The following is an 18,739-nucleotide window of genomic DNA, read 5'->3' as shown; positions in this document are numbered from 1 at the left end:
CAATTGGGGGCAGGCGGGTTCTGGGCGATGATCGAACGCAAGTTGCGGAGCCAGCCCCGGGGAAGGGCTGGCCGGTTTTTCGGAGGTTACAGGCGGGAGGCGGTGAGGCTGGTCCAGGGAAAGGCGGGCAAGTATTTCTGGCAGGCGAGGGTCGCCGCCACCATCACGATCAAAAACCCCACTTGCAGCGGGCTCCAGTAGCCCCAGTGCAGGCCGCAGATCCACGGGTATTTTTCATTGAAGCTTTCGCTCACTTCGCCAATGCGCCGGCGGTGGAACACGCTGATCAGAATCATACCCAGGTAGCCCAGCATGCCCATCAGCCCCAGCACGAAGCCGAACATCAGCACCATGCCTATTTGCGGGACGCCGTGGCGCAACACCAGCCAGTATTGATGAGGGTTGAAGCGTTTGGGCAGCAGGCGTTCGCTCAGCCACAGGTCCGGCACGATCAGCCTGGAAGTGAAGGCGGCCCATAGCTGGGTGCCACGAATGGCGATCATTGCCGGGACAAACGTCAGCAGCATGAACATGATCATTTCGGCTGCCAGGGTGGTTTTTTTCTGCTGATAAAACGCCAGGCCGCTGGCAATGGCCAAGCCACCCCACACCCGGACCCAGCTCTGATAAGAGACCGGGCGCGGAAGGAATTTTCGCCAGAAAAACACCTCGGGCTGCGGCAGGCGCTCAAGCAACTGCGGGTAGCGCCAGGCCAGGGTTTCAGACAGATGTTGGCAGGCGTTCCACTCGTTGCCGCCAAACTGGGCGGTCAGGCGATTCTGTTCCGTGGTGGACATGGGCGTGAGCAACATCCGTGCCGCCAGGGCGTCGGGTGAATTGCGCGAGCCGGTCTGGGCCTTGGCCACCAGGTTGTCGTAGAAGCTTTCCTGCTGGCAACGCTCCACCAGGCCGCGCCACATCCACTCCGGCTCCGGGTGCACGCCTTTCTGGTCATCCCAGCCAAGGGCCTGGGACACCCGCTCGAACAGCGGCACGCTCCACTGGGTGTCGTGGAGCAATTGCAGGACGATGCGTTGCCACTGTTGCTGCAGGTCGAACACCCGCAGCCAGGGTTGCTGGTTGTAGGTGTTGAGTTGGTTGACGAACTCGCGCTCGGCCTTTTGCTCCAGCCGTTCCTGGAGCGCCTGGCGGTAGTCCTGGAGTAGCTCGTTGGTGAGCGCTTCGTGTTGCCAGGGCGTCATCACGACGCTTTGCCAAGGCGTCAGCCACTCCAGGTGCTGCACCGCCCAGGCGGCAATGGCGCCGCGCTCGCCCGGTGTGTCGAAGCAATGGCGCAGCAGGGCCGCCTGGAAGGCATCCGCGCACAGTTGCTGCTGCGCCTGTTCCCAGCGTTCGTTGAGGTTGCCTGCGGTCAGCCCTTTGATCAGGGCCTGCGCGCGGGTCTGCTCAGGCGGTGGCTCGAACGGGGCAGGGCTGACGGGGCGTACGTCGATAAAGTCCGAGTACTCATTGAGGTTGCCGTAGGTCGGTTCAGCCACCGGGGCTTCAATGACTTGCGCTTCTTCCTCTTCATTCTCGGCCCGCCAGCGCGCGATGTTCAGCGCCTGTTCGTAAGCCTCGCGCAGGCGCTGGAAGCCTTCGGCATCGTCATCGGGGCGGCAGCTTTTGAGCAGGCGCGCATAGCTGCGCTTGATGCTGCGCTCGTCCGCGTCTTCCGGCAGCTGCAACACTGTCCAACATTCCATGTTGCGGGCTCCCTAGCGCCAGATACCACTATCGAGTTGTTCCAGTTGCCGTGTGAGTTCAGTGCGTGCTTCACGGATGCGACGTTCGTCCTGGGTATCGAGCACTTGCTGGAACTGCGCGGCCCAATGGCCCAGTTGCTCGCGCAACTCCCCCAGGCTTTCCTGGTAGAGCCGCTCCAGGCGGGCGGTCAGCACGGTGTTGACCTGCTGGTCCCGTGGGTGAATTTTCAGCAGTGCCAGGGCTTGCAGGCGTTGCTGGATTTCGGCCGGGGTCAGTACGCCGGGGTTATTCTCGATGACCAGCGAGTGTTGCTCGCCCGTCAGCGGAATACTCACCTGGGCTTCCAGCAGGCCGTTGTTGTCGTAGGTGAAGCGCACATCCAGCGAGACTTCGCCGGCCTTGCGCTTGGGCACCTCAATCTCCAGTTCGCCGAGCTTGATGTTGTCTTTCACCAGGCGGCTTTCGCCCTGGAAGATTTTCAGCAGCACCTGGGCCTGGTTGTCATGCATCGTGTGTACGGTTTTGACGCGGCTCACCGGCACGCTGCTGTTGCGCTCGATCAGCGGCAAGTAGTGGCCGCTTTCGATGTGGTTGCCGTACTGGTTCGAGGTTTCAATGCCCAGGGTGTAAGGGCAGACGTCCGTCAGCACCACTTCTTCCAGCGCCGCCGAGCGGGCCTTGAGCGCAGCTTGAATCGCGGCGCCGTGGGCCACGACCTGGTCGGGGTCGAGGCTGATGGACGGGAAGCGCCCGAACAAGCCTGCTGCCAGTTTGCGCACCAGTGGCATGCGCGTGGTGCCCCCCACCAGCAGGATTTCATCCAGGTCACCCACGCGGATGCGCGCATCGCGCAGCGCCCGCTCAATGGGTGTGCGCAGCCGTTCAAGCAGCGGGCTGAAGAGTTTGGCCAGTTCCTGTTGCGTGATGGTGTGGGCCCATTGCTGGCCATCCACCCGCAACGAGAACTCGGCGCTGTCGTCCTGGCCGAGGGCTTTGCGCACGCGTTCGGCTTCGCGCCGCAGCGGTTGCAGCACCGAGGCGCGTGGCGGGAAGCCTTGGGCGTTGCGCTGGCTGTCGATGAAATGGTCGAGCAGCAGGGTGTCGAAGTCTTCGCCGCCGAGGAAGTTGTCGCCAGCGCTCGCGCGTACTTCCATGACTCCGTCGAACAGCTCGATGATCGACACGTCAAAGGTGCCGCCGCCGAGGTCGAACACCAGGAACGAGGTCTCTTTGTCACGCTGGTGCAGGCCGTACGCCAACGCGGCGGCGGTCGGTTCGTTGATCAGCTTCTCGATATTCAGCCCGGCCAGTTCACCGGCGATGCGGGTGGCCTTGCGTTGGCCGTCGCTGAAATACGCGGGCACGCTGATCACGGCTTCGGTGACGGTATGGCCGTAGGTGCGCTCGATGTCTTCTTTCAAGCTTTTGAGCACCAGCGCCGAGAGTTCTTCCGGGCGGAACAGGCGGTCACCCAGGCGCACTTCAGTGGCGCTGCCCATGTAGCGTTTGAACAACGAGGTGGTCAGTTGCGGGTGAGTGTGCAGCCGCTCGCGTGCGGCCTGGCCCACCAGGATGCGGCCCTGGTCATCCAGCCCGACCACGCTTGGGGTCAGGAACTGGCCGAGGGCGTTGGGCACCAACTCGGTGGTGTCGCCGCGCCAGACGGCGGCAAGGCTGTTGGTGGTCCCCAAGTCGATTCCTACGATCATTACGACAAGCTCCCTCTGTGGTCTGTAAGAATCTGAAACTGATTTTACCTTGAAATCCTTGGCGGAACGCAAGGTGGCAAGCTGTAACTGGTCTGTACCTGTAAGTTCTCACAGGTGTTCAGGGGCGGCATTCCGGGTTTAGCTTGAGGGGCGGAAGGAAAGTTAAAGGTCCTCCCGATCCAGCCATTATCAACACGGGAGTGAGCGTCATGGACATTAAATGGAATGAACAGACGAAGAGAGTCGAGCGTATCGATAAGCAAACGTTTAAGCCCACGGGAGCTACCACAGGCGACATGGAGCTACTAGTCGACGTTAACAAGCAAAACCCGCAGACGTTAAACGCTGAAAGCTTCACCTTTGGCTACCTGGGGCCTGCTGCACTCGTGGAGGTCTACTTTGGGCAGGGTGACGATGCGCCGATGCTGACGTTAATGTTTATCAAGGCGTTGGCAGCCAACACTGCCTACCTTATTGGTAATCCATTTATCGGCGGGGACGCTGACGTGATTGCCTCTTTTTATTACGACTATGGCGGGGAGGGGCCTGACGGGGGTGTGGGTGAAGGCGTACTTCATGTAACCAACTATATCGAGAACGCTCAGCGAGTGAGTTTCTCCGGGAGTTTTCGTTTTCACTACAATCAGCCGGATGGCAACGTTGAGGTTTTTTGCCCGTCGTTCACGGTTGAGCATACGCGGGATGAGTAATTTTTTTGCGCCATAAAAAAGCCCACCATGAAGGTGGGCTTTAAGTTTCAAGCGATGCAATCAGAACAACTTCAGCGCCGGTGCTTCTTCTTTCAACGGCTCGTTCTTCGCGGTTTGCTCGTTCCAGCCACCACCGAGGGCCTTGTACAGGTTGACCTCGCTGTTGAGCTGCGCCAGGCGGTCGGTGATCAGCGATTGCTGGGCACTGAACAGTTGGCGCTGGGCGTCGAGGAACGTCAGGTTGCTGTCGACACCAATGCGGTAGCGACGCTCAGCCAGGCGGTAGTAATCCTGGTTGGCCGCGACGAACCCACGTTGGGCGTCCAGTTGCTGCTTGTAGGTCTCGCGGGCGGCAAGGCCGTCGGAGACTTCCTGGAAGCCGGTCTGGATCGCTTTCTCGTAGTTGGCGACGTTGATCTCTTTCTGGATTTTCGAGTAATCCAGGCTGGCGCGCAGGCTGCCAGCGTTGAAGATCGGAATGTTGATCTGCGGCGCGAACGACCAGGTACCCGAACCGCCCTTGAACAGGCCGCCCAGGGTAGGGCTTGCAGTGCCGGCGCTGGCGGTCAGGGTGATGCTCGGGAAGAACGCAGCCCGTGCCGCACCGATGTTGGCGTTGGCCGCTTTGAGGTTGTACTCGGCTTGCAGGATGTCGGGACGACGTTGCAGCAGGTCCGACGGCAGGCCGGCCGGTACTTCGCTCAACAGGTCATCAGCCAATGGCTTGCTGACGATGTTCGCCGGCAGGCCGGTGCCCAGCAGCAGGGTCAGGCTGTTTTCGTCCTGGGCCACCTGGCGGGTATAACGCGCCAGTGCAACCCGGGCGTTCTCTACCGAGGTACGGGCCTGGCTCAGGTCCAGGGCCGATGCCACGCCGACTTCGTTGCTGCGCGAGGTGAGCTTGAAGCTCTGCTCGTACGCGCCCAGGGTGTCCTGGGTGAGCTTGAGCAGCTCCTTGTCGGCCTGCCAGGTCAGGTAGGCGTTGGCCACGCTGGCCACCAGGCTGATCTGGGTGGTGCGACGCGCTTCTTCGGTCGCGAAGTATTGTTGCAGCGCTTGCTCACTCAGGCTGCGGACCCGACCGAACAGGTCCAGCTCATAAGAGCTGATTCCCAGGCCAGCCGAGTATTGGCTGGTGATGGTTTCCTGGCCTGTGCTCGACAGTTTGGCCGGGGTACGCGTGCGGCTGCCGCTGCCCGTGGCCGACACGGCCGGGAACAGGTCGGCGCGCTGGATCTGGTACTGCGCGGCATACGCATCGATGTTCAGGGCCGCGACACGCAGGTCGCGGTTGTTCACCAGTGCAGTCTGGATCAGCTGTTGCAGGGCAGGGTCATGGAAAAACTGCTTCCAGCCTTGCTCGGCAGCGGCCTGGTTCGGCGCCTGGGCCGACGAATACGCCGGCCCCTGCGGGAACTGCGCGGCTACCGGCGCTTCAGGGCGCTGGTAGTCCGGTATCAGCGAGCAGCCACTGAGCACGAATGCCGTGACGGCTAAGGAAAGTAGCGACTTGCTCATTGGCCAGCCTCTTTAGGAGTTTGCTTGGGTTCAGTCTTTTTACGCTCGCCAGCGGAGGACACGGTTGCGAAGAACAGTGGTACCCAGAAGATCGCGAGGACCGTGGCGGTGATCATACCGCCAATTACGCCTGTACCGATGGCGTGCTGGCTACCTGAGCCGGCACCGGTGGAAATCGCCAGAGGCAGTACGCCGAGCATGAACGCCATGGACGTCATGATGATCGGTCGCAGACGCATACGAGAGGCCTCGATGGCCGACTCGACGATGCCTTTGCCCTGTTCGTGGAGCTCTTTGGCGAACTCCACGATCAGGATGGCGTTTTTCGCCGCCAGACCCACCGTCACCAACAGGCCCACCTGGAAGAACACGTCGTTGGACAGCCCGCGCATGCTGGTGGCGATCAACGCACCGATCACGCCCAGCGGCACCACCAGAATCACCGCAATCGGGATCGACCAGCTTTCGTACAAAGCGGCAAGGCAGAGGAACACCACCAACAGCGACAGCGCATACAGCGCAGGCGCCTGAGAGCCCGACAGGCGCTCTTCATACGACAGGCCGGTCCACGCATAACCGACACCCGCCGGCAGGTCCTTGGCAATGCGCTCGACTTCTGTCATCGCGTCACCGGTGCTGTAGCCAGGTGCCGGAGTACCGAGGATTTCCATCGCGGCTACACCGTTGTAGCGCGAGAGTTTCGGCGAGCCGTAGATCCACTTGCCCGACGAGATGGCCGACATGGGCACCATCTTCCCGGAGGTGCTGCGCACGTACCATTTATCCAGGTCTTCCGGGGACATCCGGCTGGCGGCGTCGCCCTGCACATACACTTTCTTCACACGACCACGGTCGATGAAGTCGTTGACATAGCTGCCACCCAGGGCGATGGCCAAGGTCTGTTGGATGTCTGACAGGCTGATGCCCAGGGCGCTGGCCTTCTCGTCGTCGACGCTGAGCTCGTACTGCGGCTCATCGTTCACGCCGTTGGGACGCACACCTGCCAGGATCTTGCTTTGTGCCGCTGCACCGAGGAACTGGTTGCGTGCCGCCATCAGCTTGTCGTGACCGACGCCGCCCTGGTCTTGCAGGAACACGTCGAAACCGGTGGCGTTACCCAGTTCCAGAACCGAAGGCGGCACGATGGCAAATACCATGGCGTCCTTGAAGGTCTTGGAGAAGTAACCCTGGGCGCGTTTGGCAATCTCGAATACCGAGTTGGAGGCGTCGCGCTCCTCCCATGACTTGAGCATCACGAAGGCCAGGCCAGAGCTCTGACCACGACCTGCGAAGTTGAAGCCGTTTACGGTAAACACCGATTTTACGCCTTTGCCTTCGCCTGGCTCGCCTTCCTTGTCGTTCAGCAGGTAGGCACGCATATCGTCGATGACTGTCTGCGTGCGCTCCGCCGAAGAACCGACCGGCGTCTGTACCTGAGCGAAGATCACGCCCTGGTCTTCATCGGGCAGGAACGCGGCGGGGATGCGCATGAACAGCCAGATCATGCCGGCCAGGATCAGCGCATAGACCAGGAATGCTGGGATCTTGTGCTTGATCATGTTGCCGACGCCGCGTTCGTAGCTCAGTACGCCACGGTCGAAGGTGCGGTTGAACCAGCCGAAGAAACCACGTTTGGGTTGGCCGTGTTTTTCCGGGTCGATCGGCTTGAGCATGGTTGCGCACAAGGCCGGGGTGAAGATCAGGGCAACCAGTACGGACAGCGCCATCGCCGAAACAATGGTGATGGAGAACTGTTTGTAGATCACACCGGTAGAGCCGCCGAAGAATGCCATCGGCAGCAGTACCGCCGACAACACCATGGCAATACCTACCAGGGCACCCTGGATCTGGCCCATCGACTTGACCGTCGCCTCTTTAGGCGACAAGTGCTCCTCGGCCATCACCCGTTCGACGTTTTCCACCACCACGATGGCATCGTCCACCAGCAAGCCGATGGCCAGGATCATACCGAACATGGTCAGGGTGTTGATGGTGAAGCCGAACGCAGCCAGGATCCCGAAGGTACCCAGCAACACCACCGGTACGGTCATGGTGGTGATGATGGTGGCGCGGAAGTTCTGCAGGAACAGGAACATCACCAGGAACACCAGCACGATCGCTTCGACCAAGGTGTCAACCACACCGGAGATCGATTCGGTCACCACTGGGGTGGTGTCATACGGCACCACAGCCTTCATGCCAGGCGGGAAGAACGGTTCCAGGGACGCCACGGTGGCGCGGATGGCCTTGCCGGTGTCCAGCGCGTTAGCACCGGCCGCCAGCTTGATCGCCATACCGGATGCAGGCTTGCCGTTGAACTGTGCAGCGATGCTGTAGTTCTGACCACCCAGCTCAATACGGGCGACATCCTTCAGGCGCACCTGTGAGCCGTCGGTATTGACCTTCATCAGGATATTGCCGAACTGCTCTGCAGACTGCAGGCGGGTCTTGCCGATGATGGTCGCGTTCAACTGGGTGCCGGGCACGGCAGGCAGGCCGCCGAGTTGGCCGGTAGCCACCTGCACGTTCTGTGCGGAGATCGCTGTGCTGACATCCACCGGCGTGAGCTGGTAGTTGTTCAGCTTGGCCGGGTCGAGCCAGATACGCATGGCGTACTGCGAACCGAACACCTGGAAGTCACCTACACCGGCGGTCCGCGAAATCGGGTCCTGGATGTTGGAAACGATGTAGTTGGAAAGGTCATCCTTGGTCATGCTGCCGTCTTCCGACACCAGACCGATCACCATCAGGAAGTTCTTCACCGACTTGGTCACGCGGATACCCTGCTGCTGCACTTCTTGCGGCAGCAGTGGGGTCGCCAGGTTCAACTTGTTCTGCACCTGAACCTGGGCGATATCCGGGTTGGTACCCTGGTTGAACGTCACGGTGATGGTCATGCTGCCGTCGGAGTTACTGTCCGAGGAAACATAACGCAGGTTGTCGATACCGTTTAGCTGTTGCTCGATAACCTGCACCACGGTGTCCTGCACGGTTTGCGCGGACGCGCCCGGGTAGGTCACCTGGATATCGATGGCGGTTGGCGCAATGGCCGGGTATTGGTTAATGGGCAACTTCAGGATCGACAGTGTCCCGACCAGCATGATCACCAGGGCAATTACCCAGGCGAAAATGGGACGGTCGATAAAAAATTTCGACATGGATTACTCCCCTTTGCCAGCAGCGGCAGGAGCAGCAGGAGCAGTACCGGCGGCCGTGGCGTTTTTAGCGTCCGTGACCTTGACCTCGATGCCCGGCTTGATGAATTGCAAGCCTTCGGTGATCACGCGGTCACCGGCATCCAAGCCTTTTTCCACCAGCCAGTAGGCGCCGGTGGTGCGGTTGGCAACCAACACGCGCTGTTCAACCTTGTTGTCCTTGTTCACCACCAGCGCGGTCGGGATGCCCTTCAGGTCGCGGGTCACGCCTTGCTGTGGTGCCAGGATGGCCTTGCTGTTCACGCCGGCTTGCAGTTGTGCGTGAACAAACATGCCCGGCAGCAGGGTGTGGTCAGGGTTCGGGAACACGGCACGCAGGGTCACGGAACCGGTGGTCTCGTCGACCGAGACTTCGGAGAACTCCAGCTTACCGTCCAGCTTGTAGTCGCTGCCGTCTTCCAGGGTCAGCTTGACCTTGGCCGCGTTGTCTCCGGCTTTTTCCAGCTGGCCGCTTTCCAGGTCGCGACGCAGTTTCAGCATCTCGGCGGACGACTGCGTGACGTCGACGTAGATCGGGTCGAGTTGCTGGATCACTGCCATGGCGTCGGTCTGGCCATTGCTGACCAACGCGCCTTCGGTTACCGAGGAACGGCCGATACGCCCGGAGATCGGGGCGAAGACCTTGGTGTAGCGCACGTTGATCTGGGCCGTTTGCACATTGGCTTCAGAGGTCATGCGGTTGGACACGGCGGTGTCGTATTCCTGACGGCTGACCGCTTGCTCGTCAACCAATTGCTTGTAGCGATCGGCAATCGACTTGGTCTGGGCCAGGTTGGCCTGGGCGCTTTTCAGGGAGGCGTCATACACCGACGGATCGATCTGATAGAGCTGCTGGCCTTCTTTAACGTCGCCGCCTTCCTTGAACAGGCGCTTGAGAATGATGCCGTTGACCTGAGGGCGAACCTCGGCAATGCGGTAGGCCGTGGTGCGGCCTGGCAGCTCGGATGTCAGGGTAAAGGCTTGAGGTTGAATAGTGACCACGCCGACCTGAGGGGTTTGAGCGGGCGGAGCCGCTTCTTCCTTTTTACATCCGCTGAGCAGCGATGCCAGGGCGACGGCAGTAACCAGGGCGGTAACAGCTGGCTTAAGTTGCATGAAGATCCTCGGGTCAGGCGCGCAGAGTGCGCACAAGAAGTGTGGAAGGGTAAAAAACAGGTACTGAGTGGATAAGTAGCTTGCTACGCAATATACTTACGTTCATGGTTGTTTGTAAACTCTTGACAGGTTTTGCGAAATGCCGACAAAGCTCTGCCCAAAGCCTCGATTCTAGTACGTTCGGCGCCCATGAAGGCGTCGTCCCACAATTATTCAGATGGTCGTTAGCGACGGTTAAGTCTGCGTTACCGATCACCCCAAGTCTCCTGATTGAGGTTTTACTGCCATGGTTCGTCGTACCAAAGAGGAAGCTCAGGAAACGCGCAGCCAGATCCTTGAAGCGGCCGAGCAAGCCTTTTACGAGCGCGGGGTTGCGCGTACCACGCTGGCGGATATTGCCGCGCTGGCAGGCGTGACGCGTGGTGCCATCTACTGGCATTTCAGCAATAAGGCCGACCTGGTGCAGGCGATGCTCGATACGCTGCACGAGCCGCTGGATGAATTGGCCAGGGCCAGTGAGAGCGAGGACGAGGTCGATCCGCTGGGTTGCATGCGCAAGCTGCTGATTCATCTGTTCCATCAAGTGGCCCTGGACCCGAAGACCCGGCGCATCAATGAGATTTTGTTTCATAAGTGCGAATTCACCGATGAAATGTGTGATCTGCGCCGTCAGCGCCAGACCGCCAGCCTTGAATGCAACCTGCGCATCGGGCTGACCCTGCGTAACGCGGTCCATCGCGGGCAGCTTCCGGAGAGTCTCGACACCGTACGTGCCGCCGTGTGCATGCACGCTTATATCGACGGAATTCTCGGCCAGTGGCTGCTGGTGCCCGACAGCTTTCAGTTGGCCCAGGACGCAGAGCGATGGGTCGATATCGCGCTGGACATGCTGCGCTTGAGCCCTAGCCTGCGCAATTAAGACAAAATGCGTAATTGCGACCAGTTGTGTCAACAATAAAGACCAGAGCCGGTCAATCAGCCTTTTCCCTGATTTTGTGGGGTGACTTTATATACGGGCTGACGGGCGGTTGATAGGTAGTTGGCTAAGTATTTTGTAGCGATATTGTTGCAAGGCTGTGAAGGAATGTTTCCTACAGCCTTTGTAGGAGCGAGCTGGCTCGCGAAGATCGTCAACGATAACGCGGGCATGCTGCATTAACGCGTCGCCTGGGCGTTTTTCGCGAGCCAGCTCGCTCCTACAGGAAAATGTTTCATGCGGCCCATAAAAAAGCCCCGGCTCTCGCAAGCCGGGGCTTTTTCGTTTCAGCCGATCAGAGTGCCAGGGTCGGGTAGTCGATGTAGCCGACCGGGCCTTTGGCGTAGAAAGTCTCTGGATGTGCTTCGTTCAGCGGTGCATCGGCCTTCAGGCGGGCCGGCAGGTCCGGGTTGGCGATGAACGGTACGCCGAATGCCACAGCATCAGCCTTGCCCGAGGCCAGCCAGGCGTTGGCGCTGTCTTTGGTGAAGCGTTCGTTGGCGATGTACGGGCCACCGAAGGCTGCTTTCAGTTGTGGGCCGAGGCTGTCGCCTGCTTCCTTTTCACGGGAGCAGATGAACGCGATGCCACGCTTGCCCAGTTCCTTGGCGACGTAGGTGAAGGTTTCCGACAGGTTGGCGTCGCCCATGTCGTGTGCGTCGGCGCGCGGTGCCAGGTGCATGCCTACGCGGCCTGCGCCCCACACTTCAACCACGGCGTCGGTGACTTCCAGCAGCAGGCGTGCACGGTTTTCCAGGGAGCCGCCATAGTTGTCGGTGCGCTGGTTGGTGCTGCTTTGCAAGAACTGGTCGAGCAGGTAGCCGTTCGCGCCGTGGACTTCCACGCCGTCGAAGCCGGCGGCCTTGGCGTTCTCGGCACCTACGCGGTAAGCGTCGACGATGTCGGCGATTTCAGCGAGCTCCAGGGCACGCGGAGTCGGGTAGTCGGCCAGCGGACGCACCAGGCTGACGTGGCCCTTGGCTGCGATGGCGCTCGGGGCCACCGGCGCTTCGCCGTTCAGGTACGACTCGTGGGAGATCCGGCCAACGTGCCACAGTTGCAGGAAGATCTTGCCGCCCGCGCCGTGCACGGCCTTGGTCACGTTGGCCCAGCCGCGCACCTGGTCGTTGGACCAGATGCCCGGAGTGTCCGGGTAACCCACGCCCATCGGCGTCACGGAAGTGGCTTCGGTGAGGATCAGGCCGGCAGAGGCGCGTTGTACGTAGTATTCAGCCATCAGCGCATTGGGCACGCGACCGGCATCGGCACGGCAGCGGGTCAGCGGCGCCATGATGATGCGGTTCGACAGTTCCAGGTCGCCCAGTTTAATCGGATCGAAAATAGTCGTCATGGGATAACACCCTTCTCTTTAGTTGATCAGTTAGTCGCGGGGGCCAGGTCGGCATCGCCGCCCTGACGGAAAGTAATCAGGGTCACCAGCAGCGCGAGTACGGCCAGGGCTGCAGCGGCCAACGGCACGCTGGTCAGGCCGAAACCGTGGGCAATCACGCTACCGCCCACCCAGGCGCCAAGGGCGTTGCCGATGTTGAAGGCGCCGATGTTCAAGGTGGACACCAAGTTGGGCGCCGCCTTGCCGAAGGTCACCACGTTGATTTGCAGCGCCGGTACGGCGGCAAACGAGGCGGTAGCCCAGAGGAACAGGGTAATTTCAGTCGGGATCACCGCGACGCTGGTCCAGGTCAATACCGTGGACACCACCGCCATGCTGATGAACACGCCGATCAGGGTGGCGGCCAGGCGCTTGTCTGCCAGCTTGCCGCCGATGATGTTGCCGACGGTCAGGCCCAGGCCGATCAGCAGCAGGGTCCAGGTCACGCCTTTGGGCGAAACACCGGTGACGTCGCCCAGCAGCGGCGCGACGTAGGTGAAGAGGGTGAACATCGAGGCGGCGAACAGCGCGGTCATGCTCAGCGACAGCCATATACCGGCACCTTTGAGCGCTCTCAGCTCGGCGCGCATGTCGAGTTTTTCCTCGTCACGCTTGGCTGGCAGGAAGCGGATCAGGCCGATCAAGGCGATCACGCCAATGACGGTCACTGCCCAGAAGGTCGAGCGCCAGCCGGCTTCCTGGCCCAGTGCGGTGCCCAATGGCACGCCCAGCACGTTGGCCAGGGTCAAACCGGTGAACATCAATGCCACGGCCGAAGCACGCTTGTTGGCCGGCACCAGGTTGGCGGCGACCACCGAACCGATACCGAAGAAGGCACCGTGGCACAGCGCGGTGACCACACGGGCAAACATCAGCACGTTGTAGTCACTGGCCAGGGCGCAGAGCAGGTTGCCGATGATGAAAATGCCCATCAACGCTACCAGGGCGGCCTTGCGCGGCAGCTTGGCGGTGGCCAATGCCATGAAGGGCGCACCAATGGCCACGCCCAGGGCGTACCCGGTCACCAGCCAGCCGGCGCCGGGAATCGATACACCGAGGTCGGCCGCCACATCGGGCAACAGCCCCATGATGACGAACTCGGTCGTACCGATGGCGAAGGCGCTTAAGGCCAGGATGAGTAGCGAGAGAGGCATTGTCGGGTCCTTGTTACAGCGGTGTGCTGAGTTCTTCGGTGAGCGCTTTGAGGAAGGCTTGGATCACCTCCTCATTGCGTTTGAAAAAGTGCCATTGGCCGGCCTTCTGGCTGCTGATCAGCCCCGCCCGTTGCAGGGTCGCCAGGTGCGCCGACACGGTGGACTGGGACAGGCCACAGCGTTGGTCGATCTGCCCGGCGCAAATGCCGTGCTCGTGGTTGTGGATCTGCTCGGGGAATTGCACTTTCGGGTCTTTCAGCCAGTTGAGGATGTCTCGCCGTACTGGGTGCGCCAGGGCTTTTATTATTTCGTCGAGGTCGATGGACATGGCAGTGATGCTCGGGGTTTGTAAAACGTTATATCGCGATGAGGCGAACCTTAAATCGTTGTATTCCGATATACCAATATGATTTTGGTCTTAATCCAGGCTAAATCGGTATATCGGGTTATAACGATACGTTGACGGCAGTGCTAGACTGCGCGGCATGAATTATCTCGCACATCTGCACCTGGGCGGCCAACTTCCTGCTCAATTGCTCGGCAGCCTGTATGGCGACTTCGTTAAAGGTCGCCTGCAAGGTGAGTTCAGCCCGCAAATCGAGTCGGCGATTCAGTTGCACCGCTCAATCGATCGCTACACCGACAGCCACCCGCTGATAGGGGAGGCGTTGTCGCGCTTCACCCTCACCCGACGCCGCTACGCCGGGATCGTCCTCGACGTGTTTTTCGACCATTGCCTGGCGCGGGATTGGGCGTTGTATGCCGACCAACCGCTGGAGCGGTTTACCTCCCAGGTTTACCGGGTGCTCGCCGAAGAGCCGGCGCTGCCGGGGCGGCTGGCGCAGATTGCACCGTATATGGCGGCGGATGACTGGCTGGGTTCGTACCGCGAATTCGCGGTGATGGAACAGGTACTGCGGGGAATCGGACGGCGCCTGACACGGCCCGAAGAACTGGGCCATGCCATGCAGGAGTTGCGTGCGCTGTACGAGCCGTTGAGCGAGGACTTCCGGGTGTTTTACCCGATCTTGCAGACGTTCTGTAGGAGCGAGCTTGCTCGCGAAGATCGTTAACGATAACGCAGCGTTATCAGGTCGCCCGTGTCGTCTATTCGTTTTTCGCGAGCAAGCTCGCTCCTACAGGGTACGCATTCAGGCGGCGGCCAGGGCTGCGGTGCGCCTTGGTTCCGCCGGCTGCACCACTTCACCAAACAATGCCTTCTGCACCGCCTGCTGCGCCTGGAACGCCAACGCCGCACGTTCCTGCCCGGCGCAGGCAATTGGCTTGAGCACATGGATTTCCACGTCGCCCTGGTCATTGCCAAACAAACGCATCAAGTGAGAGAGCAAATCGTCATCGCCAATAAACGGTGCCAGCGGGTCGATGTTGCCGTCGCGCAGATAACGAATCGCCACCGGTTGCAACGACACGTCGGCATCAATCGCACTGGCCAACAACCGCCCGTGGAAAGTACGCAGTGCGCGGCCGTCGGTGGTGGTGCCTTCCGGGAACATCAACAGCGGGTGTTTTTGTTCCAGGTGACGGGTCATCTGCTTGCGGATCAACTGGCTGTCACCTGAACCCCTGCGGATAAACAGGCTGCCGGCCTTGGCAGCCAGCCAGCCCGCCACCGGCCAGGTACGCACCTCGGCCTTGGACAGGAACGACATCGGCGCCACCATCCCCAGCAGCGGGATATCGGTCCACGACACGTGGTTGCTGACCCACAACATCGACTGTTGCGGCAACTCGCCGTGAACGGTCACGCGAAAGGGCAGGGCATTGGTCAGCCGCGCCATGAAAAACCGCGACCAGCGTTGCCGGCGCACCATCGAGTTGGCCACGCCCAAACGCTCAAATACCCCAAACACACTGGCCATGGTCAAACCCAGGGCCACCACCACCAGCACGCGGGCGATCCGCCCGTACACCCGAAGGCGGCTCATCACATGGCTGCCTTGAAGTGGCGGGCATAACGCGGGCACAACTCGTCGCGCTTGAGCAGGATAAACACGTCGGCCACCTGGAAGTCTTCATCCCAGCATGGTTCGCCGCAAATCTTCGCGCCCAGGCGCATGTAGGCCTTGAGCAGGGGCGGCATTTCGGCGATCACGTTGGATGGCAGGTCGAGTGCCGGCAGTGGTTTTTTCGGCTCGGCCCGCAGGTGTTCGTTGCACAGGTAGCGTTCGCGCAGGCGCTGCATGATCGCGTGGGCCTGGATGCCGCCGTCGTGCATCGGGATGCTCGCGCAGCCCATCAGGTAGCTGTAGCCGCCCTGGTTGAGCACTTCGGCCAACTCGCCCCACAACACGGCGATGGTGCCGCCGTTGCGGTAGGCGGGGTCGACGCAGGTGCGGCCGATTTCCAGGATGGGGCCTTTGAGGTGCAGCAGGCCGTGGAGGCTGAATTCTTCTTCGCTGTAGAAGCGGCCCAGGGTGCTGGCGGCCTGGTGGTCGAGCAAACGGGTGGTGGCGACGAGTCGACCGCTGTTCAAATCCCGCACGCCGATGTGGCTGCAGTGAACATCATAGTCATCCATGTCCAGGCCCAGTTCTGCGCCTTTCAGCTTGGCGTTGAATTCGCCGCTGAACACGTTGAACCGCAGGGCCTGGGCTTCCTGCAAAGCCTGGGCGCCGATCAGGCGTTCGGCTTGCAGACGGCGTTCATTGCCGGTGTCGCTGATGCGGGCGATCTGAGTCATGGCGAGTCTCCGAGTGCCGGCCAGGGTTGCGGCCAGTCGACTTGTTTGTGCCATGTCAGGCTATGTAGGGCCGGTGTCATCTCCATGAAGTTACGGTGACGCTTAGATGACAGGCGTCTGGGGGGGGTGGTTTGCTCAGGGGGATGGAGTACATATCCGTTATTTAGGTAACGGCGGCTTAGGGTTCCGCTCTTACAGCGGGTCACTTTTGGCAAACGCCCGGAATGCCGGCCCAGCCAAAAGTAACCAAAAGGTCTTTGCCCCACCACTCGGTGCCTCGCCTAGGCTCGGCATGCCCGCACTCCGGCCCGTCTCCGCGGGCCGCCGCGATGGGCCATCCCTGGCCCAGCGCGGCTAAATCGGCATCCTTGCCGATTTACCCGCTCCACCGTGCCTACTTGCGGCCATCGTGGTTAACGGGGCCCGCAGATCAAGATCAAAAGCAGATCAAGAGCACAGCGGCCTACCGGCCGGCTTGAGTGGTAAAAGCCAGAGCAAGAGCAAGGGCAAACGCGGTCAAAAATGTGGGAGCGGGCTTGCTCGCGAATGCAGTCTTCCAGTTGATGCATTCGGTGACTGACACACCGCATTCGCGAGCAAGCCCGCTTGCACACACATTTGGACCGTGCCCGCTTTGGCTTTTGATTTCGTTTTTGCTTTTGCTTTTGCTTCTACCACTCAAGCCGGCCGGTAGGCCGCTGTGCTCTTGCTTTTGATCTTGATCTTGATCTTAGGCGCCCCGTTAAACCACGCTGGCCGAACGCAGGTAGTACGGAGCGGGTAAACCGGCAGGACGCCGGTTTAGCCGCGACGGGGCAGGGACGCCCCGTCGCGGCGGCCCGCGTAGTACTACCGGAGCTGAGGGCACACCGAGCCTAAGCGAGGTGCCGAGTGGTGGGGCAAGAGCGTTTTGCTTACTTTTGCGCTGTTCAAAAGTGAGCCGCTGTAAGAGCGGAACCCTACGAGGCCGTTACCTAAATAACGGATATGTACTCACCCCAAGGCCCAGTAACAAAACCGTCATCCCCCTAGGCTAGGCTCGCGGGCTTGAATGCCCCCGAGTCCCCATTCCATGTTCAAAGGCCTGCTCTACGCCGCTTTGCTGTTCACCCTGACAGCCCACGCCGAAACCTGGCCCGCCAAGGACTGGTCCCAAGGCCAACTACTAACGGGCCCTGCCACCCAGGCCCTGGATGACTACGCCTTCCCACCCCGCGACGACACCACCCGCAAAGGCATCCGCACCGACGCCTTGCTGGTCATCCGCGACGGCCAAATCATCTACGAACGCTACGCCGCCCCCACTACCGCCAACACCCCGCACCTCACCTGGTCGATCAGCAAAAGCCTGATGGCCACCGTCCTGGGCGTCGCATTCGGCGAAAACCGCTTCAAACTCACCGACCCCGCCGCACGCTTTTACCCGCCGATGAAACAGCACCCAAGCGTGACCATGGCCGACCTCCTGCACTGGGCCTCGGGCCTCGACTGGCAGGAAGACTACGAATACGCCCCACTGAAATCCTCAGTGGTCGCAATGCTCTACACCCGCGGCCATCGCGACATGGCCGAATTCACCGCCGACACCGCCACCTCCAGCGCCCCCGGCCAGGCATTCCACTATTCCAGCGGCGACAGCAACCTGCTGTCCGCCGCCCTCAAAGGCATGCTCGGCCACAAGGCCTACGTCGACTACCCCTGGACCGCCCTGTTCCAGCCACTGGGCATCCGCAACGCCACCTGGGAAAGCGACGCCGACGAAACCTTCGTCGCCTCTTCATACGCCTACCTCACCGCCCGCGACCTGGCGCGCGTGGGCCTGTTGATGCAGCGCGACGGCCGCTGGGGCGAGCGTCAGTTACTGCCCAAGGAGTGGGTCACGTTCAACCGCCAACCGTTCGACAACTACAAGGCCGGCCAGGACGAAGCAGTCCCCGGCGGCCAATGGTGGCTCAACCGCGAAGTGCAGGGCGCCGCCAAACCCTGGCCGGATGCCCCCGCCGACACCTTCGCCGCCCTCGGCCACTGGGGCCAGGCGCTCTACGTGATGCCCGAAAAACAGCTGGTGATCGTGCGCTACGGCGACGACCGCGACGGCAGCTATCGCCACAATGAACTCCTCAAGCGCGTCCTTGCGGCGGTGCAACCATGATCCGCCGTCGCCCCTTCATCAGCCTGCTGATTTTGCTGTTACTCGCCTTGCTGGGCTGGGTCTGGCACGAGCGCGTGAACCTGCATGCCTTCCCCGACATCATTGCCGCCTATACCGCCAAGGAGTACTGCTCGTGCCGGTACGTGGAAGGCAATCCGGCTGAATATTGCGTGGGTTACGTGAAGCAATACGTGCCCACCAGCGCCTTCACCGACAACCCGGAAAAACACCTGGTCACCGCCAGCGGCCTGGGCCGCACCCACAGCGCCCAATGGCTGGGCCAGCGCGAGGGCTGCCGCCTCACACCCTGATGCAGTCACACCGAACCTGTGGCGAGGGGGCTTGTCCCCCGTTGGGCTGCGTAGCGGCCCCAAAAAAAGCGGGAGCGCTACGCACTCCAACGGGGGACAAG

Annotated in this window: 15 protein-coding genes; 5 read left to right on the top strand and 10 right to left on the bottom strand. The window is 61.1% G+C overall.

Annotation, left to right across the window (positions count from 1 at the left end; translation table 11 throughout):
* Nucleotides 1-86 precede the first annotated feature (86 nt).
* Nucleotides 87-1,706, bottom strand: a complete 1,620-nt coding sequence (locus CEC48_RS28460; RefSeq protein WP_088426801.1) for a J domain-containing protein — start codon at nt 1,704-1,706, stop codon at nt 87-89.
* Nucleotides 1,707-1,718: 12 nt separating this feature from the next.
* Nucleotides 1,719-3,416: a molecular chaperone HscC gene (locus CEC48_RS28455; RefSeq protein ID WP_088426800.1), complete on the bottom strand. Its 1,698-nt coding sequence runs from the start codon at nt 3,414-3,416 to the stop codon at nt 1,719-1,721.
* A 209-nt stretch (nt 3,417-3,625) separates the two neighbouring features.
* On the opposite strand from CEC48_RS28455, the gene CEC48_RS28450 reads away from it, so the two are divergent.
* On the top strand, nt 3,626-4,126 hold the full coding sequence (locus CEC48_RS28450; RefSeq protein WP_088426798.1) for a hypothetical protein: 501 nt from the start codon (nt 3,626-3,628) through the stop codon (nt 4,124-4,126).
* 60 nt (nt 4,127-4,186) lie between these two features.
* Here CEC48_RS28450 and adeC read toward each other — a convergent pair whose 3' ends face one another.
* From adeC to CEC48_RS28435, 3 genes are read right to left on the bottom strand one after another with little or no spacing between them, the layout of a single operon-like run.
* Nucleotides 4,187-5,644 carry an AdeC/AdeK/OprM family multidrug efflux complex outer membrane factor gene (gene adeC, locus CEC48_RS28445; protein ID WP_088426797.1) on the bottom strand — a complete coding sequence of 486 codons (1,458 nt, stop codon included), beginning with the start codon at nt 5,642-5,644 and terminating at the stop codon, nt 4,187-4,189.
* Complete coding sequence (locus CEC48_RS28440) at nt 5,641-8,802, bottom strand: efflux RND transporter permease subunit (protein WP_088426796.1); 3,162 nt, start codon at nt 8,800-8,802, stop codon at nt 5,641-5,643. The genes adeC and CEC48_RS28440 overlap by 4 nt, the downstream gene beginning before the upstream one ends.
* 3 nt (nt 8,803-8,805) lie before the next feature.
* Nucleotides 8,806-9,954: an efflux RND transporter periplasmic adaptor subunit gene (locus tag CEC48_RS28435; RefSeq protein ID WP_088426795.1), complete on the bottom strand. Its 1,149-nt coding sequence runs from the start codon at nt 9,952-9,954 to the stop codon at nt 8,806-8,808.
* 286 nt (nt 9,955-10,240) lie between these two features.
* On the opposite strand from CEC48_RS28435, the gene CEC48_RS28430 reads away from it, so the two are divergent.
* Entirely contained in the window at nt 10,241-10,873 is a 633-nt protein-coding gene (locus CEC48_RS28430; RefSeq protein WP_088426794.1) for a TetR family transcriptional regulator, read from the top strand.
* A 352-nt stretch (nt 10,874-11,225) separates the two neighbouring features.
* Here CEC48_RS28430 and CEC48_RS28425 read toward each other — a convergent pair whose 3' ends face one another.
* The 3 genes from CEC48_RS28425 to CEC48_RS28415 are packed head-to-tail and all read right to left on the bottom strand — an operon-like array spanning nt 11,226 to nt 13,802.
* Nucleotides 11,226-12,281: an alkene reductase gene (locus CEC48_RS28425; RefSeq protein WP_088426792.1), complete on the bottom strand. Its 1,056-nt coding sequence runs from the start codon at nt 12,279-12,281 to the stop codon at nt 11,226-11,228.
* A 26-nt stretch (nt 12,282-12,307) separates the two neighbouring features.
* Nucleotides 12,308-13,474 (bottom strand): MFS transporter, encoded by a 1,167-nt coding sequence (locus tag CEC48_RS28420; RefSeq protein WP_088426790.1) that lies wholly within the window; start codon nt 13,472-13,474, stop codon nt 12,308-12,310.
* A 13-nt stretch (nt 13,475-13,487) separates the two neighbouring features.
* Nucleotides 13,488-13,802: a helix-turn-helix transcriptional regulator gene (locus tag CEC48_RS28415; RefSeq protein ID WP_088426789.1), complete on the bottom strand. Its 315-nt coding sequence runs from the start codon at nt 13,800-13,802 to the stop codon at nt 13,488-13,490.
* A 157-nt stretch (nt 13,803-13,959) separates the two neighbouring features.
* Between CEC48_RS28415 and CEC48_RS28410 the strand changes: the two genes are divergently transcribed.
* A complete protein-coding gene (locus CEC48_RS28410) occupies nt 13,960-14,547 on the top strand; it encodes an ACP phosphodiesterase (RefSeq protein WP_088426788.1) in 588 nt (195 codons plus the stop codon).
* Nucleotides 14,548-14,625: 78 nt separating this feature from the next.
* Here CEC48_RS28410 and CEC48_RS28405 read toward each other — a convergent pair whose 3' ends face one another.
* Together CEC48_RS28405 and olsB are read right to left on the bottom strand one after the other, a co-directional pair.
* On the bottom strand, nt 14,626-15,420 hold the full coding sequence (locus tag CEC48_RS28405; protein ID WP_088426786.1) for a lysophospholipid acyltransferase family protein: 795 nt from the start codon (nt 15,418-15,420) through the stop codon (nt 14,626-14,628).
* A complete protein-coding gene (olsB, locus tag CEC48_RS28400) occupies nt 15,420-16,175 on the bottom strand; it encodes an L-ornithine N(alpha)-acyltransferase (protein WP_010176659.1) in 756 nt (251 codons plus the stop codon). Before olsB ends, CEC48_RS28405 begins: the two co-directional genes overlap by 1 nt.
* Nucleotides 16,176-17,247: 1,072 nt before the next feature.
* Here olsB and CEC48_RS28395 point away from each other — a divergent pair.
* Together CEC48_RS28395 and CEC48_RS28390 are read left to right on the top strand one after the other, a co-directional pair.
* Nucleotides 17,248-18,327, top strand: a complete 1,080-nt coding sequence (locus CEC48_RS28395) for a serine hydrolase (protein ID WP_088426785.1) — start codon at nt 17,248-17,250, stop codon at nt 18,325-18,327.
* Complete coding sequence (locus tag CEC48_RS28390) at nt 18,324-18,638, top strand: amidase (RefSeq protein ID WP_088426783.1); 315 nt, start codon at nt 18,324-18,326, stop codon at nt 18,636-18,638. The genes CEC48_RS28395 and CEC48_RS28390 overlap by 4 nt, the downstream gene beginning before the upstream one ends.
* Nucleotides 18,639-18,739 lie beyond the last annotated feature (101 nt).

Origin of the sequence: Pseudomonas sp. K2I15, from assembly GCF_002204795.1 — a bacterium.
Lineage (GTDB): Bacteria > Pseudomonadota > Gammaproteobacteria > Pseudomonadales > Pseudomonadaceae > Aquipseudomonas.
The sequence above is the reverse complement of the archived record's forward strand: the minus strand, read 5'-3'. Positions and strand labels throughout refer to the sequence as shown.